Genomic DNA, 25,026 nt, shown 5'->3' with positions numbered 1-25,026 from the left:
AAGCTCGCTCCCACATTGGTTTCGGGTGTTCATGGAAATTGCAATCACCCCAAATCCCCTGTGGGAGCGGGCTTGCTCGCGAAAGCGGTGGGTCAGTTTGCATTGATATTGGATGTGTCGCCGTCATCGCGAGCAAGCTCGCTCCCACATTGCTCTCGGGTGTTCACAGAACTTACATCCACCACAACTCCCCTGTGGGAGCGAGCTTGCTCGCGATAGCGGTGGTTCGGCCAGCATCGAAATGACAGGCATAAAAAAACGCCGCCCCTCGCAAGAAGGGCGGCGTTTTTAGTTGGGCGTTTTAAGCTTTACGCTTGAACGACCGGGATGTTGGCATTTGCAGCCGCTTCACGGAACTCGGCGATCTGGTCGAAGCTCAGGTAGCGGTACACGTCCGCCGCCATGCTGTCGATCTTGCCGGCGTATTCCATGTACTCCTCGACGGTCGGCAGGCGACCCAGGATCGAAGCCACGGACGCCAGCTCGGCCGAAGCCAGGTAGACGTTCGCGCCGTCACCCAGACGGTTCGGGAAGTTACGGGTCGAGGTCGACACCACGGTGGAGTTCGGCTCGACGCGTGCCTGGTTACCCATGCACAGCGAGCAGCCTGGCATTTCCATCCGTGCACCGGCCTTGCCGTAGATGCCGTAGTAGCCTTCTTCGGTGAGCTGGTGGGCGTCCATCTTGGTCGGCGGCGACAGCCACAGACGGGTTGGCAGTTGCCCCTTGACCTGCTCCAGCAGTTTACCGGCGGCGCGGAAGTGACCGATGTTGGTCATGCACGAACCGATGAACACTTCGTCGATCTTCTCGCCAGCAACGCTGGACAACAGACGGGCGTCGTCCGGATCGTTCGGCGCGCAGAGCACAGGCTCGTTGATGTCCGCCAGATCGATTTCGATGACTTCGGCGTATTCGGCGTCGGCATCGGCTTCCATCAGTTGCGGGTTCGCGATCCAGGCTTCCATCGCTTGGGCGCGACGTTCCAGGGTACGTGCATCACCGTAGCCTTCGCCGATCATCCAGCGCAGCAGGGTGATGTTCGATTGCAGGTACTCGGTGATCGACTCTTTCGACAGCTTGATGGTGCAACCGGCAGCCGAACGCTCGGCCGAGGCGTCGGACAATTCGAAAGCCTGTTCCAGGGTCAAGCCTTCCAGGCCTTCGATTTCCAGGATGCGGCCGGAGAAGGCGTTTTTCTTGCCTTTCTTCTCGACGGTCAACAGGCCCTTCTGGATAGCGAAGTACGGAATGGCATGAACCAGGTCACGCAGGGTGATGCCAGGTTTCATTTTGCCTTTGAAGCGCACCAGGATCGATTCCGGCATGTCCAGCGGCATGACGCCGGTGGCAGCGGCGAACGCGACCAGGCCGGAACCGGCCGGGAACGAGATGCCCATCGGGAACCGGGTGTGCGAGTCACCACCGGTACCCACGGTGTCTGGCAGCAGCATGCGGTTCAGCCACGAGTGGATGATGCCGTCGCCCGGACGCAGGGAAACGCCACCGCGGGTCATGATGAAGTCAGGCAGGGTGTGGTGGGTGGTCACGTCGATCGGCTTCGGATAGGCCGCGGTGTGGCAGAAGGACTGCATCACCAGGTCAGCCGAGAAGCCCAGGCACGCCAGGTCTTTCAGTTCGTCACGGGTCATCGGACCGGTGGTGTCCTGGGAACCCACGGTGGTCATCTTCGGTTCGCAGTAGGTACCCGGGCGTACGCCTTGGCCTTCCGCCAGACCGCACGCCTTGCCGACCATCTTCTGCGCCAGGGTGAAACCCTTGGTGCTTTCAGCGGGGGCCTCAGGCTTCTTGAACAGGTCGAACGCTGGCAGACCCAGTTCGGCGCGTGCCTTCTCGGTCAGGCCACGGCCGATGATCAGCGGGATACGACCGCCGGCACGGACTTCGTCCAACAGGACCGGGGTCTTCATTTCGAAGGTGGTCAGGACTTCATCGGTACCGTGCTTGCAGACTTTGCCAGCATGCGGGTACAGGTCGATCACATCGCCCATGTGCATGTTGGACACATCGAATTCGATCGGCAGGGCGCCGGCGTCTTCCATGGTGTTGTAGAAAATCGGTGCGATCTTGCTGCCGAAGCAGAAGCCGCCGGCGCGCTTGTTCGGAACGAAAGGAACGTCGTCGCCGAAGAACCACAGCACCGAGTTGGTTGCCGATTTACGCGACGAACCGGTACCGACCACGTCACCGACGTAGGCGATCGGGAAGCCTTGGCCACGCATCTCTTCGATCTGCTTCATCGGGCCGGTCTTGCCTTGCTCGTCCGGAACGATGCCGTCACGGGCCATTTTCAGCATGGCCAGGGCGTGCAGCGGGATGTCCGGGCGGGACCAGGCGTCCGGGGCAGGGGACAGGTCGTCGGTGTTGGTTTCGCCAGTGACCTTGAATACGCGCAGGCTGATCTTGTCGGCCAGCACCGGGCGCTTCTTGAACCACTCGCCATCAGCCCAGGATTGCAGCACGGCTTTGGCGTGGACGTTGCCGTTCTTGGCTTTTTCAGCCACGTCGTGGAAGGCATCGAACATCAGCAGGGTGTGCTTGAGTTCTTCGGCCGCGACTGGCGCCAGCTCGGCGTCGTCCAGCAGCTCCACCAGGGTCACGATGTTGTAGCCGCCCTGCATGGTGCCGAGCAGTTCAACGGCGCGCTTCTTGTCCAGCAGAGGGGATTGGGCTTCGCCCTTGGCCAGGGCAGACAGGAAACCGGCTTTGACGTAGGCGGCTTCGTCGACTCCAGGCGGAACGCGATTGGTGATCAGGTCAACGAGGAAAGCTTCTTCGCCAGCCGGAGGATTTTTCAGCAGCTCGATCAGGCCTGCGGTTTGTTCGGCGTTAAGCGGCTGGGGAACGATACCCAGGGCTGCACGCTCTTCGATATGTTTGCGGTAGGCTTCAAGCACAGTTATTACCCTCATCAGTGGTCCCAAATGGGTGTCCGGGACGCTCATCCAGGAACCCACGGTACTCATGCGCGTCGACGACTTTTTGAGCCATCACGCCAGAGTTTCCGCACGTTCCTCACAGAAGCTGCTTTCAAAGTTTTACGCCTGCAGAACGGGAGCTGATGAGGGTTGGCGTTGGGCTTTCCCCGCTGGAAAGACCCCTCGCCAACACCGCTCTGAAGGAACGACTGTGCTCGTGACGCTTTGAAAACAGCTTCTAACGGACATTGGCGCCTTAAAAGGCTGGCTGATTCTACGGGAAAAAAAAATTAAAGGTAAGTTGGGCGCTCAAGTTTGAGGGGTGATCAATCTTAGACAAAGGGCTAACATGCCAGCCTGTTCTGCTTTTGCGTGTGTTTTTCCTTATGCCCAACCAGCTCATCAAGACCCCCTGCGTCGGCCTTTGCTCCACTGTCTACGGTGACCTGGTGTGCCGTGGCTGCAAGCGGTTCCACCATGAAGTGATTCACTGGAACGGCTACAACGAGGACGAAAAGCGTGCGGTGTGGATGCGGCTCGAGCAACTGTTGGTGCAGGTGATGGAGGCCAAGTTGGAGGTTTTCGACCCCGGGTTGCTGCGCCAGCAACTGGAATCGCGCAAGATCCGTTTTGTGCCGAACCAGTCGGAATATTGCTGGGCCTACCAGTTGATCGCCCGGGGGGCGCGGGTAATCAACAACCTGGAAGCCTACGGCATGGTGCTGATGCCGGAGTTTCGCGATTGGGAACTGCCGGACCTGCGCGATGCCATTGATCGGGAGTTTTTCCTTCTGTCCGAAGCCCATTACCAGCGTTACATCGCGCCGGGGTTCCTGAAGGATGCGATCGGCGGCTGACCTCCGGCCATTTGTGCAAAGGCGCTTTTGTGCCCGGGAGCTTTTGTGGCGAGGGAGCTTGCTCCCGCTCGGCTGCGCAGCAGACGCTTGGATTTTTCAGGGCCAGAAATTTTTAAGATCAAGAGCGAGGGTCGCTTCGCAACCCAGCGGGAGCAAGCTCCCTCGCCACAAAAAGCCCATTCGCTTTATTCCTTGACCGCCAACTCCACCAGATGGTCCTCGACCTCCTGGGGCTTGAGCACCAGCACATCGCTTTCCAGCGTATCGAGCACGGCCTCGGCGGTGTTGCCGATGAGCACCCCGGACAACCCCGAACGGGCCACGGTGCCGATCACAGTCACCGCCGCCTGCAGCTTGCGCGCCATGTACGGAATCAGGACATCCGCCGGACCTTCTTCGATGTGCAGGTGCTGGTCGTCGATGTCGAACTCGGCCTGGAACGCCCGGCATTGTTCGCGATAGCGGGCCTCGATGGTTTCCTTGAGCTGGAACGTCGGGTCGGCGGACGAGAGCATCGGCGAGGGATGGGCGCTGATCACATGCAGGTGCGCCTTGGCGAGGAGCGCGATGTCATAGCCATGGTCGATGATGGTGGAGTGCAGGTGGCGGTGTTCGCCGTCGGCATTGCCAACGTCGACGGCGGCCAGGATCACCTTGTCTTTCCAGGAACCGGCGGTTTTCACCAGCAGCACCGGGGTTGGGCAATGGCGTAGCAGTTTCCAGTCCGCAGGGGTCAGCAGGGCCTTTTTCAGTGGGCTGTCGGGAAAGTGTTGTTTGATCACCAGCCCGCAACCTTCAGCCTGCTGCACGTCGATGATGGTTTCGTAGAGGCTTTCGTTCCAGGCCTGTTCGGTGGTGACGCTGTAGCCGTCCGCCAGCAGCGCGGCTTTCAGCACGCCGAGCATGCCGGCGTGGTCGTGCTTTTTGTCGCACACCAACAGGTGCAGGTGGGCCTGGGTCACCCCGGCGATCAGTTTGGCGCGCTTGAGCGCCAGGCTTTCCGAATGTTCGGGCTCAATGACCACCAGGATGCTGCGAATGGCTTGCATGATCGGCGTTCTCCTGCAATGAAAAGGCTGGCGTAGCTCAACTATAGTTGTTGTGGGGCAGTCTAGTTGCTGTGGGTGAGTCGTCGACTTGATGCATAACAATGGCGGTGGCTGGTGGTCTGGAGGCAGGCCGGTATAATCGGCGCCCTTCGCTCGACTACCTTTGCCCGTGAGCCCCATGAATCTTCCCGAAATCCACGAATTCCTTGGTTGCCGCACCCCCGATGCCTGGGTCCAGGCCGCGCTGGCCGACCAGGAAACGTTGCTGATCGACCACAAGAACTGCGAATTCAAGGCGGCCAGCACCGCCCTGAGCCTGATCGCCAAATACCATTCCCACGTCGACCTGATCAACCTGATGTCGCGCCTGGCCCGGGAAGAGCTGGTGCATCACGAGCAGGTCATGCGCCTGATGAAGAAACGCAAGATCGGCTTGCGCCAGCTTTCCGCCGGGCGTTATGCCTCGGGGCTGCGCAAGGTGGTACGCAGCCACGAACCGGTCAAGCTGGTGGACACCCTGGTGGTCGGTGCCTTCATCGAAGCCCGCAGTTGCGAGCGCTTCGAAGCTTTGGTGCCGCACTTGGACGAGGAGCTGGGCAAGTTCTATTTCGGCTTGCTGAAAAGCGAAGCCCGGCATTTCCAGGGTTACCTGAAACTGGCCTACCAGTACGGCGACGCCAAGGACATTGCCCAGGTGATCGACAAGGTCCGTGAGGCCGAGCGGGAACTGATCGAATCGCCGGATGTGGAATTCCGGTTCCACAGTGGTGTGCCGGCTCGATAGTGCAGAGCTGCCGGTACTGGCGTCATCGCGAGCAAGCTCGCTCCCACAGGGGATTTGTGAACTTCCCAAGTCCAATGTGGGAGCGAGCTTGCTCGCGATGGGGCCTTATGCAGCACTGCATCTCTAAGTGACCAGCCCCTGGCGTTCATGCCACTGAGCAATGGACTCCTCGGGATAGACATCGAACTGCTGGTCGCCCTTATGCGCCTCGACCTCCACCCACGGCGCCTTGGAACCGAGCATCAAGTGGGTGTGCTCCGGCGGTACCGGCAGCGGTGTGTCGATGGCTGAGGCAAACGGGTGCACCAGTTCCGGCCATTCGGGGCTGAACAGCCACAACCCCGAACCGCACAGGGAACAGAAATGCCGTTCGGCACTGCTGCGGTGGGCGCGTTTATCGCCTTCGTCCTTGAGCCGTGCATGGTAGATCGAGATGTGCTTGCGACCGCGCACCTTCAGGCTTCGGGCATCGCCCCCCAGGTTGATCGCATAACCGCCGCCGCCCTGGGTCTTGCGACAGATCGAGCAGTAGCAGCGTTGATAAGGGTAGGGGTGGGCACAGGCCAGGCTGAACGACACGGCGCCGCAGTGGCAGGATCCTTCGAGCTGCATGGGAACCTCCTATTGGGGACTGTAATGACTCTGGACAGCCCGTACAGCCCGATGTTCTGGATAGTTGAATCATGAATGACATGCGGACGCCATCGCGAGCAAGCTCGCTCCCACAGAGGATTTGTGAACTTCCCAAGTCCAATGTGGGAGCGAGCTTGCTCGCGATGAACGATGACACGGTCTAACGACCGGGCACCCGCCACAAATACCACGCCGCCACCGTCCGATAAGGGCTCCAGGCCAGGCCGATCTCGACCATCTGCTTGCGGCTGGGTTGTTGCGCCAACCCCTTGAGTCGTCGATAACCCTCGCGCACCCCAAAGTCATCAGCCGGCAGGATGTCGGGTCGTTCCAGGCTGTAGATCAGCAGCATCTCCACGGTCCAGCGCCCGACGCCGCGCAGGCTGACCAAGCGCTCGATCAATGCTTCGTCTTCCATTGCCCGCGCCGTGGCAAAATTCGGCACCACCCCGTCCAGGGCCGCTTGGGCGATGCCCTGGATGGTCGCGATCTTGCTGGCGGAGAACCCACAACCGCGCAATTGAGCAACATCGGTCGCCAGGATCTGCATGGGTGTTGGGAATGTCCGCGCTGGGAACAACGCCAGCAACCGGCCCAGAATCGCATCGCCTGCCTTGGCATGCAGTTGCTGGTAGGCAATCGCCCGGACCAGGGCTTCATAGGGATCGCGGGCCGGCTTGGGCTGCAGCAGGCAAGGGCCGATCGTCGCGACATGCCGTCGCCAGTCTTCGTCGAGGTTGGCCAGGAAGGCACTGGCGTCGTGATAGGGCACAGGCATCAAGTGTTCGTTCTCCGGAGCGCTCAAAACGCCAGGGGCAGTGAAACCTGTACCGCGGCTTTTTCCAGCCGCAACAGAAACGCCTTGCGCGGCTGGCCGCCACCATAACCGGTCAACGAGCCATCCGCACCGATCACCCGGTGGCACGGAATGACGATGGCCAAGCGATTCTGCCCATTGGCCAGGCCCACGGCGCGGCTGGCACCAGGGCTGCCCACGGCCGCGGCGATGCCGCCGTAGCTGCGGGTTTCGCCGAAGGGGATTTTTTGCAACTCAGCCCAGACCCGCGCGGCGAAGGCGCTGCCGGGCATGTGCAGCGGGACATTGAACGTCGTGAGCTTGCCGGCGAAATAGTCGGCCAGTTCGGTTTCGATCTGTTGCAGGTGAGCGTTGTGCCCCGGCGCGACCGTGTAGCCATAGCGTTGCTGCAGCTCTTCCAGCTCCTTGGTCAGGGCCGGACGGTCGAGGAATTCCAGCAGCACCAGGCCCCGCCGTTCGGCCATGGCCAGCATCGGCCCCAGTGGCGTGGTCAGGCGGGTAAACAACAGGGGTTCACTAAGGGCGGCCTGGCCCGGTGTGATGCGGAAGGATTTGACGAAGGCGTCCCGAAAACCGCTCAACGACTCATAACCGGAATCGAACGCAGCATTGTCGATGGAAGTGCCGTCCTTGATGCCGCCCAAGGCGATGCCCAGGCGGCGGGTGCGCAGGTAGGCGTGAAAGGTCATGCCGAAATGTTGCTTGAACCAGCGCCGCAGTTTCAGCGGTTCGACACCTTGTTCCAGCAGCAGGGCGTCGGTCCAGCGCAGGTCGGGTTCGGCGTTCACCGCTTTGAGCAGGGCCTGGATCCAGTCCGGCGCGATGGCGGCGGCGTCCAGCGGCTTGCAGCGCAGGCAGGCGCGGTAGCCGGCCGACATGGCTTCGTCGGCATGGGCGAAGAACTCCACGTTCTCCGGCTTCGGCTTGCGCGCGGTGCAACTGGGACGACAGAAGATGCCGGTGGTCTTGACCGCAGTGAAGAACACCCCCTCGTAGGCGGTGTCTCGTTCGAGCATGGCACGGACCATCTCGGCGTGGGGCGGGAGCAGCGAGTCTTGTAGGTTCATGGGCAGAGCATAGAACCGTGCCCGGGACGACTCCACCGGAAAATCGACAGTGAATTTTCCGCGCAGTTGGTCGGATGCTCATGAACAAAATTTGAACCTCCGAGTCTTAAAGATTCAACCGCTGTTTTTGTCTTTCGGAGACATCATGACCAAACATAAGAAATCCCTGATCGCCGTTGCTGTCTGCGCCCTGATGCTGGGTGCCTCGGCGTTGCTGCCCGCCGACCTGTCGCCCATTGGTGCGAGCTACGCCGCCGGTGGTGGTCATGGCGGTGGCGGTGGCGGTGGCAATGGCGGCGGCAACGGTGGCGGCAAGGGCAGTGGCAAATCCGGCGAATCCAGCGGCCTTGGCAAGGGCCTGGATAGGGACCATGTCGGCACCGCTACGCGCGATCATGGCGTGAGCGGCAAACACATCGGAACCACCCGCACCGACCGAACCAGCAAGGCTTCGCTCACGTCGGGCATCGCCAAGGACCGCGATACTCGTGGCTTGACCAAGGCTTCCGCGATTTCCACGGCTACTCCGGGTACCCACAACACCAAAGGCCTGAGCAACGCAACCAGTTCGTCGATCAAGAACGACCGCTGATTCGGCAAAAAAAGCCGCGATGCCTGATCCAGATGTCGCGGCTTTTTTGTGGGCGCAGGATTTGTTTCGAGGGGTGAGCTCACCGTGGATCCCTCATGAGGCAGTTTTCTTCAATACCTGCGATAACGGGCGATTTACCTTGATCGCCACCTCACAGATATGAAGAAGGTTTGCGATGAGTCTGATTCTTTCCATGGCGGCGTTTGCCTTGGTCGCCTCCATTACGCCAGGGCCGGTCAACATTGTGGCCCTCAGTTCCGGGGCCCGGTACGGGTTTCGAGCGACCTTGCGCCACGTGGCCGGCGCCACCTTGGGTTTTGTCTTGTTATTGGTGTTGATGGGGCTTGGGTTGCATGAAGTGCTGCAACGCTGGCCTGGGCTCACACGGGTGGTGCAACTGGGCGGTGTGGCGTTCCTGTTGTTCATGGCCTGGAAACTGGCGATGGACAATGGCCACCTGGGCGCCAAGGACGAGGACCGGGCCCCGTCGATGTTCTACGGCGCGCTGATGCAATGGCTCAATCCCAAGGCCTGGCTGGCTTGCGTCGCGGGGATGGGCGCGTTCGTGGCCGATGGCGAGGCACGGCTAGTGTGGCAGTTCGCGGCTATCTACCTGGTGATCTGTTACGTCTCGGTGGGCTGCTGGGCTTATGCCGGCAGCTTCCTGCGTACTTGGCTGGGGAATCCGGCGACCCTGCGCCTGTTCAACCGGGCGATGGCGGTGTTGTTGGTGGCCAGTGCGGTGTATTTGGTGTTGCCTTGAGTCGAGCCCGCTGATCTTTGGCGACTGCTGCGCAGTCGAGCGGGAGCAAGCTCCCTCGCCACAGAATGTATTTAAGTCAGAGCATCGCATCAACCGCGATACTGGCCCGGAGTAGCCGCCAGGTGTTGCTTGAAGGCCCGCTGGAAATGCGCCTGGTCGGCAAACCCGCTGTCCAGCGCTACGTCGGCGATCAGCTTGCCTTCGCGTAGCTGGCGGCGGGCGAACTGGATTCGGCGGTTGACCAGAAAGGCATGGGGCGTCATCCCGTAATGACGCTTGAAGGCGCGGCTCAGGTAAGACGGCGAGAGTTGCGCCGCGGCGCAGATGTCTTCGAGCTTCAACGCTTCGCTGCAATGGTCGTGGATGAACTGCGCCGCGCGCATCAAACCCGGGTGGCTGCCCCGGTCCGGACGGCCGGCAGGGTTGAGCCGTTGTTGCAGGTCAGTGAAAAACGCCTCGGCGGCGCTGCGCTTGCGGTCGATGCCGAGCCGCTCATCCACCAATTGCTCATACAACCCTTGCAAGGCGGAAAACAGCTCGACATCACGGCTGTGGGTGGTGGAAAAGCTTTGGAAATCCAGGGTTTCATCGAAACCGATACGACGTTGCAGATCCCTGAGCCACAGGGTATCGACGTACAGCATGACATACGACCACGGCTCATCGTCGATCGGGTTGCATGCATGGACATCGCCGGGGTTCATCAACACCACCGTGCCACTCTGCACCTGGAAATTCGACCGCTCATGAATATAGGTGCTGCGCCCGGCGGTGATCGCGCCGATGGAAAAATGGTCGTGGGAGTGGCGTGAATAGCAGACCTTGCGCCCATCGGCAATGGCCCGGGCTTCGATGAAGGGCAGGGCCGCGTCGCGCCAGAAGCGTGGGGCGGCGTCATGGGTGGCGTGCTTCATCGGTCAGCGTCCTCGTCTTGAATCTGTAAAGCAGTGTATTAGCCCCGGCCGGCAAATGCCCGATTGATTTGGCTGTTCGGTTTGAACGGCAGTGGCCCTGAACTAGACTCCATGAAGTCTCGCCCATGGAGTTCCCGATGCTTGCGCCAGGTAAACCGGACAACGAAGCGGTTCGTCTCAAGAATCTGCATTCGCTCAAGCTGCTCGATACCGCACCCGAAGAACGGTTTGATCGCCTGACTCGCCTTGCCCGGCGTCTGTTTGACGTGCCCATCGCCCTGGTGTCTCTGGTGGACGCCAACCGGCAGTGGTTCAAGTCCAATGCCGGCCTGGATGCCAGCGAAACCCCGCGGGAAGTTTCCTTCTGTGGGCATGCGATTTTGCAGGATCAGATTCTGGAAATCTGCGACGCGGAGCAGGACGATCGGTTTCACGACAATCCTTTGGTCACGGACAAGCCTGGCATTCGTTTCTACGCCGGGCATCCGCTGGGGTTGGAGGATGGCAGCAAGCTTGGCACGCTGTGCCTGCTCGACACCAAGCCGCGCCAGCTCAATGACGAAGAGCGCGAACTGCTGCGCGACTTGGCGCGCATGGCCGAGCAGGAAATGGTTGCGGTGCAGATGGCGAGCATGGACGAGTTGACGCTGTTGTCCAATCGGCGCGGCTTCAGGACGTTGGCCCAGCATGCGTTGAATGTGTGTGATCGCTTGTCGCGACCGGCAACGTTGCTGTTCTTCGACCTCAACGACTTCAAGCCGATCAACGATCGCTATGGGCATGCCGAGGGTGACAGCGCGCTGAAAACCTTCGCTGATGTGCTGCGTATCGCCTTTCGAGAAAGTGATGTGATCGGTCGCCTGGGCGGTGATGAGTTCGTGGCGCTGCTCACTGGCTCTTCCTATGTCGAGACCTCGGCGATCATGGCGCGCCTCAAGGAAATCCTCGATGAGCGCAATGCGATGTTGCAGCGTGGCTATGACATTCGTTTCAGCGTGGGCCAGATCGAATACGACGCCCAGCGCCATCGGTCAATCGACAATCTATTGGCCGAGGCCGATGCGGCGATGTATGCGCAGAAGCAGGCGCTTCGCAGTTAGCGCAAGCCAACCGCCGATCCCGTGTGGGAGCGAGCTTGCTCGCGAAGGCGGCGGTCCATTCAACATCAATCCAGCTAACCCACCGCCATCGCGAGCAAGCTCGCTCCCACAGGGATTTGTGGTGGACATAAAAAAGCCGCTTGGCCTTTCCAGGGCAAGCGGCTTTTTTGCTGCAGCGTGAAGATTACTCTTCGAGGTTACCCATGGCGGTGGTGTTGAAGCCGCCGTCCACGTACATGATTTCACCGCTGATACCCGACGCCAGGTCCGAGCACAGGAAGGCGCCGGCGTTGCCGACTTCTTCGATGGTGACGTTGCGACGCAGCGGGGTTTGCGCTTCGTTGGCGGCCAGCATCTTGCGGAAGTTCTTGATACCGGAAGCGGCGAGGGTACGGATCGGGCCGGCCGATACGCAGTTGACGCGGGTGCCGTCCGGGCCCAGGGAACCGGCCAGGTAACGTACGCCGGCTTCCAGGGAGGCCTTGGCCATGCCCATGACGTTGTAGTTCGGCATGGTGCGCTCGGCGCCCAGGTACGACAGGGTCAGCAGGCTGCCGTTGCGGCCTTTCATCATTTCGCGACCGGCTTTGGCCAGGGCCACGAAGCTGTAGGCGCTGATGTCGTGGGCAATGCGGAAACCTTCGCGGGTGGTGGCTTCGGTAAAGTCGCCGTCCAGCTGGTCGCCCGGGGCGAAGCCCACGGAGTGCACGATGCAGTCCAGGCCGTCCCACTTCTTGCTCAGCGCTTCGAAGACCTTGGCGATTTCTTCGTCGCTGGCCACGTCGCACGGGAAGCACAGCTCAGGGCTCGAGCCCCAGCCTTGTGCGAACTCTTCGACACGACCCTTGAGTTTGTCGTTCTGATAAGTGAAGGCAAGCTCAGCGCCCTCGCGATGCATGGCGGCGGCGATGCCGGATGCGATGGACAGCTTGCTGGCGACACCGACGATCAGTACGCGCTTACCGGCGAGAAAACCCATGTGTTGCTCCTCTTTTCAGGTTATTCGGCAGTTGTTGGGGCCAGGAAGGCGGCCTCCAGCAACTGCTGTGTATAGGGGTGCTGCGGCGCGGCGAATATGCTGCGGGCATCACCTTGTTCGACCACTTGGCCATGCTTGACCACCATCAATTGGTGGCTCAGCGCTTTGACGACAGCCAGGTCATGGCTGATAAACAGGTACGTCAGGTTGTACTTGGTTTGCAAGGACCGCAACAGCTCCACCACTTGGCGTTGCACGGTACGGTCCAGGGCCGACGTTGGTTCATCCAGCAGAATCAACGCCGGCTTGAGCACCAGGGCCCGGGCAATGGCGATACGCTGCCGTTGCCCTCCGGAAAACTCATGGGGATAGCGGTTCCGGGTTTCCGGGTCCAGGCCTACCTCCTTCAATGCCGCGATTATCGCTTGTTCCTGTTCGGCCGCGGTGCCGATCTTGTGGATCCGCAGGCCTTCGCCGACGATCTGGCTCACACACATTCGTGGGCTCAGGCTGCCGAACGGGTCCTGAAACACCACTTGCATCTCCCGGCGCAGTGGCCGGACCTGTTGCTGCGTCAGGCTATCGAGCTGCTTGCCTTCGAAGCGGATCCCCCCCTGGCTGCCGATCAACCGCAGGATTGCCAGCCCCAGGGTGGATTTGCCGGAACCGCTTTCGCCGACGATGCCCAGAGTCTGGCCCTGAGGCAGGCTGAAGCGAATACCGTCCACGGCCTTGATATAGTCCACCGTGCGTTTGAACAGACCTTTCTTGATCGGGAACCAGACTTTCAGGTCCTCGACCTGCAACAGCGGCGGGCCGACGACGTTGTTCGCCGGGGTGCCGCTGGGTTCGGCGCCCAGCAGCTCCCGAGTGTACGGATGCTGCGGCGCGCGGAACAACTCTTCGCACGATGCCTGTTCGACGATGCAACCGCGCTGCATGACACATACGCGATGCGCAATTCTTCGCACCAGGTTCAAATCGTGGCTGATCAGCAGCAACGACATACCCAATCGCGCCTGCAATTCCTTGAGCAATTCGAGGATTTTCAGCTGGACGGTGACGTCCAGGGCGGTGGTCGGTTCGTCGGCGATCAGCAGTTCCGGTTCGTTGGCCAGGGCCATGGCGATCATCACTCGCTGGCGCTGCCCGCCGGACAACTCGTGGGGCAGGGCCTTGAGGCGCTTGTGGGGTTCGGGAATGCCGACCAGCTCCAGCAACTCCAGGGTCCGGCGTGTGGCGACCTTGCCGGTCAGGCCCTTGTGGATGCCGAGCACTTCATTGATCTGTTTTTCAATGCAGTGCAGCGGGTTCAGGGACGTCATCGGCTCCTGGAAGATCATCGCGATCCGGTTGCCGCGGATATGGCGGATGGTTTTTTCCTTCAGCCCCAGCAAATCCTGGCCGGCGTACTGGATGGTCCCGGTGGGGTGATGGGCCAGCGGATAGGGCAGCAAGCGCAGGATCGAGTGGGCGGTGACCGACTTGCCCGAGCCGCTTTCACCCACCAGGGCCAGGGTTTCACCGCGCTTGATGTCGAAGCTGACGCCCTCGACCACGCGCTGGTGGCGTTCGCCTACGATGAACTCTACCGCCAGGTCGCGTACTTCGATCAGATTGTCCCGGTTCATATCACTTCCTCGGATCGAAGGCGTCGCGAGCGGACTCGCCGATGAACACCAGCAGGCTCAGCATCAGCGCCAGCACGGCGAACGCACTGATGCCCAGCCACGGTGCCTGGAGGTTGGATTTGCCCTGGGCCACCAGCTCGCCCAGGGACGGCGCCCCCGGCGGCAGGCCAAAGCCGAGGAAATCCAGGGCGGTGAGGGTGCCGATGGCGCCGGTGAGGATGAACGGCATGAAGGTCATGGTGGAGACCATGGCGTTGGGCAGGATGTGACGGAACATGATCGCGCCGTTCTGCATGCCCAGCGCCCGAGCGGCGCGCACGTATTCCAGGTTGCGCCCGCGCAGGAACTCGGCGCGGACCACGTCCACCAGGCTCATCCAGGAAAACAGCAGCATGATGCCCAGCAGCCACCAGAAGTTCGGCTGTACGAAACTGGCGAGGATGATCAGCAGGTACAGCACCGGCAGCCCGGACCAGATTTCCAGGAAGCGTTGGCCGGCCAGGTCCACCCAACCGCCATAGAAACCCTGCAGGGCGCCGGCGATCACGCCGATGATCGAGCTGAGCAGCGTCAGCGTCAGGGCGAACAACACCGAGATACGGAAGCCGTAGATCACCCGGGCCAAAACATCGCGGCCCTGGTCATCGGTACCCAGCCAATTCACGGAGGAGGGCGGTGCCGGGGCCGGGACCTTGAGGTCGTAGTTGATGCTCTGGTAGCTGAATGGAATCGGTGCCCACAGCACCCAGGCGTCCTTGGCCGCCAGCAGTTCGCGGATGTACGGGCTCTTGTAGTTGGCTTCCAGGGGGAATTCGCCGCCGAACGTGGTTTCCGGATAGCGCTTGAGGGCCGGGAAGTACCAGCCGTCGTCGTAATGCACCACCAGCGGCTTGTCGTTGGCGATCAACTCGGCGCCCAGGCTCAGCCCGAACAGGATCAGGAACAGCCACAGCGACCACCAGCCACGCTTGTTGGCCTTGAACAGTTCGAAACGACGGCGATTGAGAGGGGACAGGTTCATCTCAATGCTCCCGGCTTTCGAAGTCGATGCGCGGATCGACAAAGGTGTAGGTCAGATCGCCGATCAGTTTCACCACCAGCCCCAGCAGGGTGAAGATGAACAGCGTGCCGAACACCACCGGGTAGTCGCGGTTGATGGCTGCTTCGAAACTCATCAGGCCCAGGCCGTCGAGGGAGAAGATCACTTCCACCAGCAGGGAACCGGTGAAGAAGATCCCGATGAACGCCGAAGGGAAGCCGGCGATCACCAGCAGCATGGCGTTGCGGAAGACATGGCCGTAGAGGACCCGATGACGGGTCAGGCCCTTGGCCTTGGCGGTGACCACGTATTGCTTGTTGATTTCGTCGAGGAAGCTGTTCTTGGTCAGCAGGGTCATGGTGGCGAAGTTGCCGATCACCAGGGCGGTCACAGGTAAGGCCAGGTGCCAGAAGTAATCGAGGATCTTGCCGCCCATGCTCAATTCGTCGAAGTTGTTGGAGGTCAGCCCGCGCAACGGGAACCAGTCGAAATAACTGCCGCCGGCAAACACCACGATCAGCAGGATGGCGAACAGGAATGAGGGAATCGCATAGCCGACGATGATCGCCGAACTGGTCCATACGTCGAAATGACTGCCGTGTCGGGTGGCCTTGGCGATCCCCAGGGGAATCGACACCAGGTACATGATCAATGTGCTCCACAGCCCGAGGGAAATGGACACCGGCATCTTTTCCTTGATCAGGTCGATGACCTTGGCATCGCGGAAGAAACTGTCGCCGAAGTCCAGGTGGGCATAGTTCTTGATCATGATCCACAGGCGTTCGGGAGCCGACTTGTCGAAGCCGTACATGCGTTCGATTTCCTTGACCAGCGCCGGATCCAGGCCTTGGGCACCGCGGTAGGAAGAACCGGCCACCGACACTTCGGCGCCGCCGCCAGCGATGCGGCTGGTGGCGCCCTCGAAACCTTCGAGCTTGGCGATCATCTGTTCCACCGGCCCGCCGGGCGCGGCCTGGATGATGACGAAGTTGATCAGCAGAATGCCGAACAGGGTCGGGATGATCAGCAGCAGTCGCCGAAAAATATAAGCCAGCATCTTGTTACTCCACGCTCGCAGGGGCGGCGATTTGCTGCTCGATGACCTGCTTCTCTACTTCATCGGCCGGCTTGACCTCCGGCTTGACCCACCAGGTGGTGGTGCCGATGTCATAGGTCGGCGTGATTTTCGGATGGCCGATGTGGTTCCAGTAGGCCACGCGCCAGGTCTTGATGTGCCAGTTGGGAATCACGTAATAGCCCCATTGCAGGACCCGGTCCAATGCACGGGCATGGGCCACCAGGCTCTTGCGCGAATCGGCGTTGATCAGTTGTTCCACCAGTTGGTCCACTGCCGGGTCCTTCAGGCCCATGGTGTTGCGGCTGCCGGGCTTGTCGGCGGCGGCGGACATCCAGAATTCGCGCTGTTCGTTACCCGGTGAGCTGGATTGCGGGAAACTGCCCACCACCAGGTCGAAGTCCCGGGAGCGTACGCGGTTGATGTACTGGGACACGTCCACCCGGCGGATCACCAGTTCGATGCCCAGGTCGCTCAGGTTGCGCTTGAAGGGCAGCAATATCCGCTCGAACTCGGTCTGGGCCAGCAGGAACTCCAGCACCACCGGTTTGCCTTGGGCGTCGACCATCTTGTCGTCGACGATGCGCCAGCCGGCTTCCTGCAGCAATTGGTAGGCCTTGCGCTGCTGGTCGCGGATCATGCCGCTGCCGTCGCACATCGAAGGCTGGAAGGCTTCGCTGAAGACTTGCTCGGGAATCTGGCCGCGCAGGGGCTCGAGAATCTTCAGTTCGTCTTCGCCGGGCAGGCCGGTGGCGGCCATTTCCGAATTCTCGAAATAGCTGCGGGTGCGGGCGTAGGCGCCGTTGAACAGTTGCTTGTTGGTCCACTCGAAATCCAGCAGCAGGCTCAAGGCCTTGCGCACCCGCACATCTTGGAAGACCGGCCGGCGCAGGTTGTAGACAAAGCCCTGCATGCCGGTGGGGTTGCCGTTGGGGATCTGTTCCTTGATCAGCCGGCCTTCGGTCACGGCCGGGATGTTGTAGGCGTTGGCCCAGTTCTTGGCGGTCATTTCCAGCCAGAAATCGAACTGCCCGGCTTTCAAGGCTTCGACCGCGACGGTGTTGTCGCGGTAGTAGTCGGTGACCAGCACGTCGAAGTTGTAGAACCCGCGATTGACCGGCAGGTCCTTGCCCCAATAGTCCTTCACCCGCTCATAGCGGATCGAGCGGCCGGCCTTCACTTCGGCGACCTTGTAAGGGCCGCTGCCCAGGGGGATCTCCAGGTTGCCCTTGTTGAAGTCACGCTCGGCCCACCAGTGCTTCGGCAATACCGGCAATTGGCCGAGGATCAACGGTAATTCGCGGTTGTTGGTGTGTTTGAACTTGAACAGCACTTTGAGTGGGGTTTCGGCGATCACTTCGGCAACGTCGTTGTAGTAGCCGCGGAACATCGGTGCGCCGTCCTTGGTCAGGGTCTGGAAGCTGAAGACCACGTCTTCGGCGCGCACCGGATGACCGTCGTTGAAGCGGGCTTCGGGGCGCAGGTAGAAGCGCACCCAGCCATTGTCGGGGGCTTTCTCGATTTTTTCGGCGATCAAGCCGTATTCAGTGAAGGGTTCGTCCAGGCCCTGCTTGGCCAGGGTGTCGTAGATCAGGCCGATGTCATCGGCCGGCACGCCTTTACTGATGAACGGGTTGAGGCTGTCGAACCCCCCAAAGCCGCCCTGGCGGAAGATACCGCCCTTGGGCGCGTCCGGATTGACGTAATCGAAATGCTTGAAGTCGGCCGGGTATTTCGGCGGCTCGTTGTACAAGGTCACGGCATGCTGCGGGGCGGCGCAGGCCAGCCCGGCGAATAACAGGCTGCTGGCCTGCAGGAGCAGGGCGCGAAAAGGCTTCATTGATCTTTCTCCGAAGATTTCAGCCACCAAGCGCTCAGGCCCAGGGTATAGGGCGGCGTGGTGACGAAGGCGAACCGGTTGCGGTACGCCAGGCGATGATAATTGAGATACCAGTTGGGAATGCAGTAATGCTGCCACAGCAGTACGCGATCCAGGGCCTTGCCGGCGGCGACCTGTTCATCGCGGGTCTGGGCGGCGAGCAGTTTTTCCAACAAATGGTCGACCACCGGGTTGGCGATCCCGGCGTAGTTCTTGCTGCCCTTGACCCCGACCTGGCTGGAGTGGAAGTACTGCCATTGCTCGAGGCCCGGGCTGAGTGTCTGGTTCAAGGTCAGCAGGATCATGTCGAAGTCGAACTGGTCCAGGCGCTGTTTGTATTGGGCGCGGTCCACCGTACGCAGCCGGGCTTGAACACCGATGCTGGCAAGGTTTTCGACGTAGGGTTGCAGGATACGCTCGAGGTTCGGGTTCACCAGCAGGATTTCGAAGCTCAGGGGCTGGTGGTCGGCGTTCAGCAGGCGTTGGCCGTTGAGATTCCAGCCGGCTTCCTTCAAGAGTCCCAATGCCTTGCGCAGAGTTTCCCGGGGAATGCCGCGCCCGTCGGTCTTGGGCAAGCTGAAGGGTTCGGTGAGCAGTTTGGGCGGCAATTGATCCCGGTACGGCTTGAGCAGCAGCCATTCATGACCCACCGGCAGGCCGGTGGCGGAGAATTCGCTGTTGGGGTAATAGCTGAGGGTGCGCTTGTAGGCGCCGCTGAACAGGGTGCGGTTGGTCCACTCGAAATCGAACATCAGCCCCAAGGCTTCGCGCACCTTGACGTTGGCGAATGTGCCGCGCCGGGTGTTCATGAACAGGCCCTGGGTCTGGGTCGGAATCTGGTGGGGGATCTGCGCCTTGATCACATCGCCCCGGTTGACCGCCGGGAATTGATAGCCGTTGGCCCAGTTCTTGGCCTGATGTTCGATGTAGATGTCGAACTCGCCGGCCTTGAAGGCTTCGAAGGCGACTTCGCTGTCACGGTAGAACTCCACGTCCATGCGGTCGTAGTTGTACTTGCCGCGATTGACCGGCAGGTCCTTGCCCCAGTAGTCCTTGACCCGTTCGAACACCAACTGGCGGCCTGGCTGCACTTTGGTGATGCGATACGGCCCGCTGCCCAGGGGCGGTTCGAAGGTCGTCGCCTTGAAGTCGCGGCCTTTCCAGTAATGCTGGGGCAACACCGGCAGCTCACCCAGGCGCAGGATCAGCAAGGGATTGCCCGCGCGCTTGAAGACGAAGCGGATTTTCAGCGGGTTGAGAATGTCGACCCGCAGCACTTCCTGCAGGTTGGTGCGGTATTGCGGGTGGCCATCCTTGAGCAGCGTCCTGTAGGAGAACGCCACGTCATAGGCGGTGATGGGCACGCCGTCGTGAAACCGCGCTTCGGGGCGCAGGTTGAACACCACCCAGCTGCGATCTTCGCTGTATTCCACCGACTGGGCGATCAGGCCATAGCTCGACGTCGGTTCATCGCCGGACGGTGCGTACTGGCCAGTGCCGACCATCAGCGGTTCGTTCAGCTCATTGATGCCGTATTGCAGGAAATTGGGCGTGGAAATCGGGCTGCTGCCCTTGAACGTGTAGGGATTGAGCGTATCGAAGGTGCCGAATGCCATGACCCGCAAGACTCCGCCCTTGGGCGCTTGCGGGTTGACCCAGTCGAAGTGGGTGAATCTGGCCGGGTACTTGAGCGTGCCGAACTGCGCATAGCCATGGCTTTCGCTGATGGCTGCGCTGGCGGGAGAGCTCAAGGCCAGGCTGATCAGGAACAGGAGGAGGGGACGTATCAAGTCTGAGATCCGATCCAGGCGGCTTGGGCTTTATGGCCTGTACAGTAACAGCTTGTATCGGCAGGAAAAAGGCGGGAACTGTAGGAGCGGTGTAGGAACCGTGTGGGAGCTGTGTAGGAGCTGTCGAGTGCAACGAGGCTGCGATCTTTCCCCAGACACTTGAGTCTCAAGCGAAAGATCAAAAGATCAAAAGATCGCAGGCTTCGCCAGCTCCTACACACAGCCCAGCGGCAGCCTCGGTCGCGTCAATGAGGGGAGTACACCGTCAGCATCTGTCCCGGCTTGAGCGCCTTGCCCATCCGCGGGTTCCAGCGCTTGAGGTGTTGCATTTCCACGTTGAAGCGCTTGGCGACGACGTACAACGAATCGCCCTGCTTGACCTTGTACTGGGTCTGTTTCTTCTGGTTCTTGCTGTTGACGGCCACCACCGTGCTGATGCGCTTGCCGGTGGCCTTGCTGGCCTTGCTGGCCTTGGCGTCCTGCATCACCAGGGCCTGGCCGACCTTGAGTTTGTTGCCGCTGAGTTTGTTCCAGCGCTGCAGGTCCTTGGTCTGGACGTTGTTGGCCTTGGCGATCTGGGCCAGGTTGTCGCCGCGCTTGACGCGGTAGGTGCGCCTGGCACCTTCCACTTCGCTGTCGTCGACTGATTCGAAAACCGGCTTGAGTGCGCGCTGGCTGATCAGCTCTTCCGGGCGCATGGTCGACAGGCTGGCGGTCAGCAATTGGGCCTTGGACGTCGGCACCAGCAGGTGCTGGGGGCCGTCGATGGTGGTGCGCTGCTTGAAGGCCGGATTGAGCTGGAACAGCTCGTCTTCGTCGATGTTGGCCACCGCCGCGACCTTGGACAGGTCCATGCGCTGGTTGATCTCGACGACCTGGAAATAGGGTTCGTTGGCGATCGGGTTGAGGTTCACGCCATAGGCGTCGGGCGCGAGCACCACCTGGGACAGCGCCAGCAACTTCGGCACATAGGCCTGGGTCTCGCTGGGCAGCGGCAGGTTCCAGTAGTCGGTGGGCAGGCCAAGCTTCTCATTGCGCTCGATGGCGCGGCTGACCGTGCCTTCGCCGGCGTTGTAGGCCGCCAGCGCCAGCAACCAGTCACCGTTGAACATGTCATGCAGGCGCGTCAGGTAGTCCATGGCGGCCGTGGTGGAGGCGGTGATGTCGCGTCGCCCGTCATAGAAGCGGGTCTGGCGCAGGTTGAAGTAACGCCCCGTGGACGGGATGAATTGCCACAGCCCCACCGCGTTGGCCCGGGAATAGGCCATGGGATTGTAGGCGCTCTCGATCACCGGCAGCAGCGCCAGTTCCAGCGGCATGTTGCGTTCTTCAAGGCGTTCGACGATGTAATGGATGTACAGGCTGCCGCGCTCACCGGCGTTTTCCAGGAAGGAAGGGTTGCTGGCGAACCACAGGCGCTGTTGCTCGATACGCGGGTTGACGCCAGCCGTTTCCTGCAGCTGGAAGCCCTGGCGCATGCGTTCCCAGATGTCCTGGGGCACTTGGGGGCTGGGTTTCTCGGTGAGCCATACCGGCTTCTGTTTGGCGCGAGCGGCGATGTTCGGGGTGTGCGCCGCGTCGGTCTGCGGCAGCTGGCTCGTGCTCTGGCAGCCCGCCAGGGTGGCGGACACAGCCACCGCAATGGCTTGAGCCAAGCGGGTCAATGTGTCTGACTGGACGGACCTGCGTATAGATGACGACATTGGCTGGAAGTAAGTTCCGGGCAAAAATGTCGGCCGATTCTAGGAAGCGCACCCCAACAGGTCAACCTTTCAGAATTTTTGTATCAATCGATAGTTGCCTTAGAACGTATCTTTCCAAGCCCGCAAGGCCGCAAAAACCTCACTCGGCGTCTGGTTTCGCTGGCCGCTCCGTTCGTCTGCTTTTTGTTTAACAGATGTTTCAGTCGTGCGCAGGAACGGGTTGGTGAGTTTTTCCAGGGCCAGGGTGGAGGGCAGCGTCATGATGCCTTCGTTGCGTTGGCGGACGACTTTTTCCAGGCGGGCGGCGATGTCCGGGTTGCCCGGCTCCACGGCGGCAGCGAACTTCAGGTTGCTGAGGGTGTATTCATGGGTGCAGTAGACCAGCGTATCTTCAGGCAAGGCGGCGAGGCGACCCAGGGAATGGTGCATCTGCGCGGGCGTGCCTTCGAAAAGCCGGCCGCAACCGGCGGCGAACAGGGTGTCGCCACAAAAGAGTAGGCCATGGTGGTAGTAGGCGATGTGCCCCAGCGTATGGCCGGGCACCGCGTAGACATCGAAGTCCCAGCCGAGCACGCTGACCTGGTCGTTGTCATGCAGGGCCTGGTCCCGCGCCGGGATGTTTTCGCTGGCCGGGCCGTAGACGGTGGCGTTCGTCGCATTCTTCAACGCCTGGACGCCGCCGACATGATCATGGTGATGATGGGTGATCATAATGTCGCTCAGGACCCAGCCCGGATGGGCGTCGAGCCAGGCCTGTACTGGCGCGGCATCACCCGGGTCGACCACGGCGCAGCGCTGGGTGGAGTGGTCCTGTAACAACCAGATGTAGTTATCGGTGAACGCGGGCAGGGCACTGATCTGTATCATCGCGGAATTCGCCAAGCGGAAAACAAAGGCGCATCTTAGAACTTCCTGACGCGTTGGAGAATGCAATGACCGATGAAGCGTTCGCTCAGGCTGATCCTGACTGGCTGGCGTTGATCAGCGCCGCCCGTGAATGGCTGTCCGGCCCTGTCGGGCAATTTTTGCTGGAAGAGGAACGGCGCATGCTCGAAGACGAGTTGGGCCGGTTCTTTGGCGGCTATCTGGTGCACTACGGGCCTTCGGCGCAAACGCCGCCGTCGGCACCGCAGGTCCAGCGAAACGTACGTCTGGGGGCGCCGTTGCCCGGGGTGGAAATCGTCTGTGAGGAGCAGGCCTGGCCGCTGAGCGAACATGCCGCCGACGTGGTGGTCATGCAGCACGGCCTGGATTTCTGCCTGTCGCCCCACGGTTTGTTGCGTGAAGCCGCCAGCAGCGTACGCCCCGGCGGGCATCTGTTGATCATCGGTATCAACCCCTGGAGCACCTGGGGGTTGCGTCATGTATTTGCCCACGACGCCTTGCGCCAGGCCCGCTGCATCTCGGCGTCGAGGGTCGGCGACTGGCTCAACCTGCTGGGCTTCGCGCTGGAGAAACGCCGCTTCGGGTGCTATCGTCCGCCGCTTGCGTCACCCAAGTGGCAGGCTCGCCTGGCCGGCTGGGAGCGCAAGGCCGGCGACTGGCAGTTGTCCGGCGGTGGTTTCTACCTGCTGGTGGCGCGCAAGATCGCGGTCGGGCTGCGCCCGGTGCGTCAGGCGCGACGCGAGCCGATGGGCAAGCTGATTCCCTTGCCTATGGCCAAGGTCAATCGTCGTCACATCGAGCCATAACCCTTTTTAGCAGGCCTGGCCGGCCTTTCGACTACAGGCATCAACCGCCTGATCGGCTGGCCTTTGCATTTTTTCTGGATAGATTGGCATGAGCGATAGCGTAGAACTCTTCACTGATGGCGCCTGCAAGGGCAACCCCGGCCCGGGCGGCTGGGGCGCGTTGCTGGTGTGCAAGGGCGTGGAGAAGGAACTCTGGGGCGGCGAAGCCAATACCACCAACAATCGCATGGAACTGATGGGCGCCATCCGTGGCCTGGAAGAGCTCAAGCGGCCTTGCGATGTACTGCTGGTGACCGACTCGCAATACGTGATGAAAGGCATCAACGAGTGGATGGCCAACTGGAAGAAGCGCGGCTGGAAGACGGCGGCGAAGGAACCGGTGAAAAACGCCGACCTCTGGAAGCTGCTGGATGAACAGGTCAACCGCCACAACGTCACCTGGAAATGGGTGCGCGGCCACATCGGCCACCACGGCAACGAGCGGGCTGACCAGTTGGCCAATCGTGGGGTGGATGAGGTGCGGGGCTACAAGCAGGCCTGATAGGGGCGTTGTCAGGATCTGGACAGGATGACACCTGTGGCGAGGGAGCTTGCTCCCGCTGGACTGCGAAGCAGGCCCCTGGGGCGGTCGCTGCGCAACCGAGCGGGAGCAAGCTCCCTCGCCACAAGAGCACCAAGCCATAAAAGCCTGGCTGACAGGACATTGCGGATGCACTGGCGTGAGCGTGTTAAGATCCGCGCTTTTGCAAGACTGCCCGCTGAGAGCTGAACACTGATGGCCAACAGATCTGTAGTACTGGATACCGAAACCACCGGCATGCCGGTGACCGATGGTCACCGGATTATTGAAATCGGTTGTGTCGAGCTGATCGGCCGGCGCCTGACCGGTCGCCACTTCCACGTTTACCTGCAACCGGACCGCGAAAGCGACGAGGGCGCTATCGGCGTCCACGGCATCACCAACGAATTCCTGGTGGGCAAGCCGCGTTTTGCCGAGGTGGCCGATGAGTTCTTCGAATTCATCCAGGGCGCGCAGTTGATCATCCACAACGCGGCGTTCGACGTGGGGTTCATCAACAACGAATTCGCCCTGATGGGGCAGCACGATCGGGCCGACATCACCCAGCATTGCACCATCCTCGATACCCTGATGATGGCCCGGGAACGGCATCCGGGGCAGCGCAACAGCCTCGACGCCTTGTGCAAGCGCTACGGTGTCGACAACTCCGGCCGTGAACTGCACGGCGCCTTGCTCGACTCCGAGATCCTGGCCGACGTCTACCTGACCATGACCGGCGGCCAGACCAGCCTGTCCCTGGCCGGCAACGCCTCGGACGGCAACGGTACAGGCGAAGGCTCAGGCAACCAGGCCACGGAAATTCGCCGTTTGCCCGCCGACCGCCAGCCATCGCGGATCATTCGCGCCAGCGAAAGCGACCTGGCCGAGCATGCCGCGCGTCTGGAAGCCATCGCCAAGTCCGCGGGTGCTCCGGCATTGTGGACACAGTTGGCCGAGACACAGGCCGCCACGCACGGATGAAACCCCTCCTGTGGAAGCGAGCTTGCTCGCGATGACGGCGGCACATTTAGCATTGATGCAGGCTGGACCACCGCCATCGCGATCAAGCCCGCTTCCGCAGGGGCGCCCATTGTTCATTTCTCGCCACAATCGCCACGACCTTCTACCCTGAGGTAACGGGCAGGCTACGGTACGGATCCCGCTT

At 61.2% G+C, this 25,026-nt stretch carries 22 protein-coding genes; 8 read left to right on the top strand and 14 right to left on the bottom strand.

Translation table 11 applies throughout. The features are described from left to right. Nucleotides 1-308: 308 nt before the first annotated feature. Nucleotides 309-2,918, bottom strand: coding sequence for a bifunctional aconitate hydratase 2/2-methylisocitrate dehydratase (acnB, locus tag AB7M32_RS20695; protein WP_072404599.1), 2,610 nt, complete (start codon nucleotides 2,916-2,918; stop codon nucleotides 309-311). A gap of 407 nt (nucleotides 2,919-3,325) precedes the next feature. Between acnB and AB7M32_RS20690 the strand changes: the two genes are divergently transcribed. After that, complete coding sequence (locus AB7M32_RS20690) at nucleotides 3,326-3,796, top strand: DUF1289 domain-containing protein (protein WP_072404597.1); 471 nt, start codon at nucleotides 3,326-3,328, stop codon at nucleotides 3,794-3,796. A gap of 185 nt (nucleotides 3,797-3,981) precedes the next feature. Here the strand turns inward: AB7M32_RS20690 and AB7M32_RS20685 are convergent, their stop codons facing one another. Continuing rightward, nucleotides 3,982-4,845 (bottom strand): universal stress protein, encoded by an 864-nt coding sequence (locus AB7M32_RS20685; protein WP_454251170.1) that lies wholly within the window; start codon nucleotides 4,843-4,845, stop codon nucleotides 3,982-3,984. A gap of 178 nt (nucleotides 4,846-5,023) precedes the next feature. Between AB7M32_RS20685 and miaE the strand changes: the two genes are divergently transcribed. Beyond that, the gene (gene miaE / locus AB7M32_RS20680) at nucleotides 5,024-5,629 is read left to right on the top strand and encodes a tRNA-(ms[2]io[6]A)-hydroxylase (RefSeq protein WP_060741958.1); all 606 of its coding nucleotides are present in this window, start codon (nucleotides 5,024-5,026) and stop codon (nucleotides 5,627-5,629) included. 123 nt (nucleotides 5,630-5,752) lie between these two features. On the opposite strand, the gene AB7M32_RS20675 is transcribed toward miaE, so the two are convergent. The 3 genes from AB7M32_RS20675 to AB7M32_RS20665 all read right to left on the bottom strand — a co-directional run bounded on the left by AB7M32_RS20675 (nucleotide 5,753) and on the right by AB7M32_RS20665 (nucleotide 8,146). Continuing rightward, nucleotides 5,753-6,241: a GFA family protein gene (locus AB7M32_RS20675; protein WP_454251169.1), complete on the bottom strand. Its 489-nt coding sequence runs from the start codon at nucleotides 6,239-6,241 to the stop codon at nucleotides 5,753-5,755. Nucleotides 6,242-6,422: 181 nt separating this feature from the next. Next, nucleotides 6,423-7,040 carry a DNA-3-methyladenine glycosylase family protein gene (locus AB7M32_RS20670; RefSeq protein ID WP_454251168.1) on the bottom strand — a complete coding sequence of 206 codons (618 nt, stop codon included), beginning with the start codon at nucleotides 7,038-7,040 and terminating at the stop codon, nucleotides 6,423-6,425. Between the two features lie 23 nt (nucleotides 7,041-7,063). Continuing rightward, nucleotides 7,064-8,146 (bottom strand): bifunctional transcriptional activator/DNA repair enzyme AdaA, encoded by a 1,083-nt coding sequence (locus AB7M32_RS20665; protein WP_454251167.1) that lies wholly within the window; start codon nucleotides 8,144-8,146, stop codon nucleotides 7,064-7,066. Between the two features lie 145 nt (nucleotides 8,147-8,291). Between AB7M32_RS20665 and AB7M32_RS20660 the strand changes: the two genes are divergently transcribed. Next, on the top strand, nucleotides 8,292-8,738 hold the full coding sequence (locus AB7M32_RS20660; RefSeq protein WP_454251166.1) for a hypothetical protein: 447 nt from the start codon (nucleotides 8,292-8,294) through the stop codon (nucleotides 8,736-8,738). 175 nt (nucleotides 8,739-8,913) lie between these two features. Further along, nucleotides 8,914-9,501, top strand: a complete 588-nt coding sequence (locus AB7M32_RS20655) for a LysE family translocator (RefSeq protein ID WP_454251165.1) — start codon at nucleotides 8,914-8,916, stop codon at nucleotides 9,499-9,501. Between the two features lie 89 nt (nucleotides 9,502-9,590). Here AB7M32_RS20655 and AB7M32_RS20650 read toward each other — a convergent pair whose 3' ends face one another. Next, entirely contained in the window at nucleotides 9,591-10,415 is an 825-nt protein-coding gene (locus AB7M32_RS20650; RefSeq protein ID WP_454251164.1) for an AraC family transcriptional regulator, read from the bottom strand. A 137-nt stretch (nucleotides 10,416-10,552) separates the two neighbouring features. Between AB7M32_RS20650 and AB7M32_RS20645 the strand changes: the two genes are divergently transcribed. Next, nucleotides 10,553-11,515, top strand: a complete 963-nt coding sequence (locus AB7M32_RS20645; protein WP_454251163.1) for a diguanylate cyclase — start codon at nucleotides 10,553-10,555, stop codon at nucleotides 11,513-11,515. A 184-nt stretch (nucleotides 11,516-11,699) separates the two neighbouring features. Here the strand turns inward: AB7M32_RS20645 and fabI are convergent, their stop codons facing one another. The 8 genes from fabI to gloB all read right to left on the bottom strand — a co-directional run bounded on the left by fabI (nucleotide 11,700) and on the right by gloB (nucleotide 22,478). Then, entirely contained in the window at nucleotides 11,700-12,494 is a 795-nt protein-coding gene (fabI, locus tag AB7M32_RS20640; protein ID WP_025213267.1) for an enoyl-ACP reductase FabI, read from the bottom strand. Between the two features lie 20 nt (nucleotides 12,495-12,514). Continuing rightward, a complete protein-coding gene (locus AB7M32_RS20635) occupies nucleotides 12,515-14,125 on the bottom strand; it encodes an ABC transporter ATP-binding protein (RefSeq protein ID WP_072404573.1) in 1,611 nt (536 codons plus the stop codon). 1 nt (nucleotide 14,126) lies between these two features. After that, nucleotides 14,127-15,146, bottom strand: a complete 1,020-nt coding sequence (locus AB7M32_RS20630; RefSeq protein WP_109756031.1) for an ABC transporter permease — start codon at nucleotides 15,144-15,146, stop codon at nucleotides 14,127-14,129. A gap of 1 nt (nucleotide 15,147) precedes the next feature. After that, complete coding sequence (locus tag AB7M32_RS20625) at nucleotides 15,148-16,221, bottom strand: microcin C ABC transporter permease YejB (RefSeq protein WP_063320733.1); 1,074 nt, start codon at nucleotides 16,219-16,221, stop codon at nucleotides 15,148-15,150. Nucleotides 16,222-16,225: 4 nt separating this feature from the next. Further along, nucleotides 16,226-18,079, bottom strand: coding sequence for an extracellular solute-binding protein (locus tag AB7M32_RS20620; protein ID WP_454251162.1), 1,854 nt, complete (start codon nucleotides 18,077-18,079; stop codon nucleotides 16,226-16,228). Continuing rightward, nucleotides 18,076-19,908 carry an extracellular solute-binding protein gene (locus AB7M32_RS20615; protein ID WP_454251161.1) on the bottom strand — a complete coding sequence of 611 codons (1,833 nt, stop codon included), beginning with the start codon at nucleotides 19,906-19,908 and terminating at the stop codon, nucleotides 18,076-18,078. Before AB7M32_RS20615 ends, AB7M32_RS20620 begins: the two co-directional genes overlap by 4 nt. Before the next feature lie 245 nt (nucleotides 19,909-20,153). Beyond that, nucleotides 20,154-21,611, bottom strand: a complete 1,458-nt coding sequence (locus AB7M32_RS20610; protein WP_454251160.1) for a transglycosylase SLT domain-containing protein — start codon at nucleotides 21,609-21,611, stop codon at nucleotides 20,154-20,156. Between the two features lie 99 nt (nucleotides 21,612-21,710). After that, entirely contained in the window at nucleotides 21,711-22,478 is a 768-nt protein-coding gene (gene gloB, locus AB7M32_RS20605; RefSeq protein ID WP_092477100.1) for a hydroxyacylglutathione hydrolase, read from the bottom strand. A 65-nt stretch (nucleotides 22,479-22,543) separates the two neighbouring features. Here gloB and AB7M32_RS20600 point away from each other — a divergent pair, with 65 nt between their 5' ends. From AB7M32_RS20600 to dnaQ, 3 genes are all read left to right on the top strand, one after another. After that, on the top strand, nucleotides 22,544-23,302 hold the full coding sequence (locus AB7M32_RS20600; protein ID WP_053119806.1) for a class I SAM-dependent methyltransferase: 759 nt from the start codon (nucleotides 22,544-22,546) through the stop codon (nucleotides 23,300-23,302). A gap of 88 nt (nucleotides 23,303-23,390) precedes the next feature. After that, on the top strand, nucleotides 23,391-23,843 hold the full coding sequence (gene rnhA / locus AB7M32_RS20595; RefSeq protein ID WP_030142629.1) for a ribonuclease HI: 453 nt from the start codon (nucleotides 23,391-23,393) through the stop codon (nucleotides 23,841-23,843). 234 nt (nucleotides 23,844-24,077) lie between these two features. Beyond that, a complete protein-coding gene (gene dnaQ / locus AB7M32_RS20590; RefSeq protein WP_454251159.1) occupies nucleotides 24,078-24,842 on the top strand; it encodes a DNA polymerase III subunit epsilon in 765 nt (254 codons plus the stop codon). The last annotated feature ends 184 nt before the right edge of the window (nucleotides 24,843-25,026 follow it).

Source organism: Pseudomonas sp. R151218B TE3479, assembly GCF_053629195.1.
The sequence above is the reverse complement of the archived record's forward strand: the minus strand, read 5'-3'. Positions and strand labels throughout refer to the sequence as shown.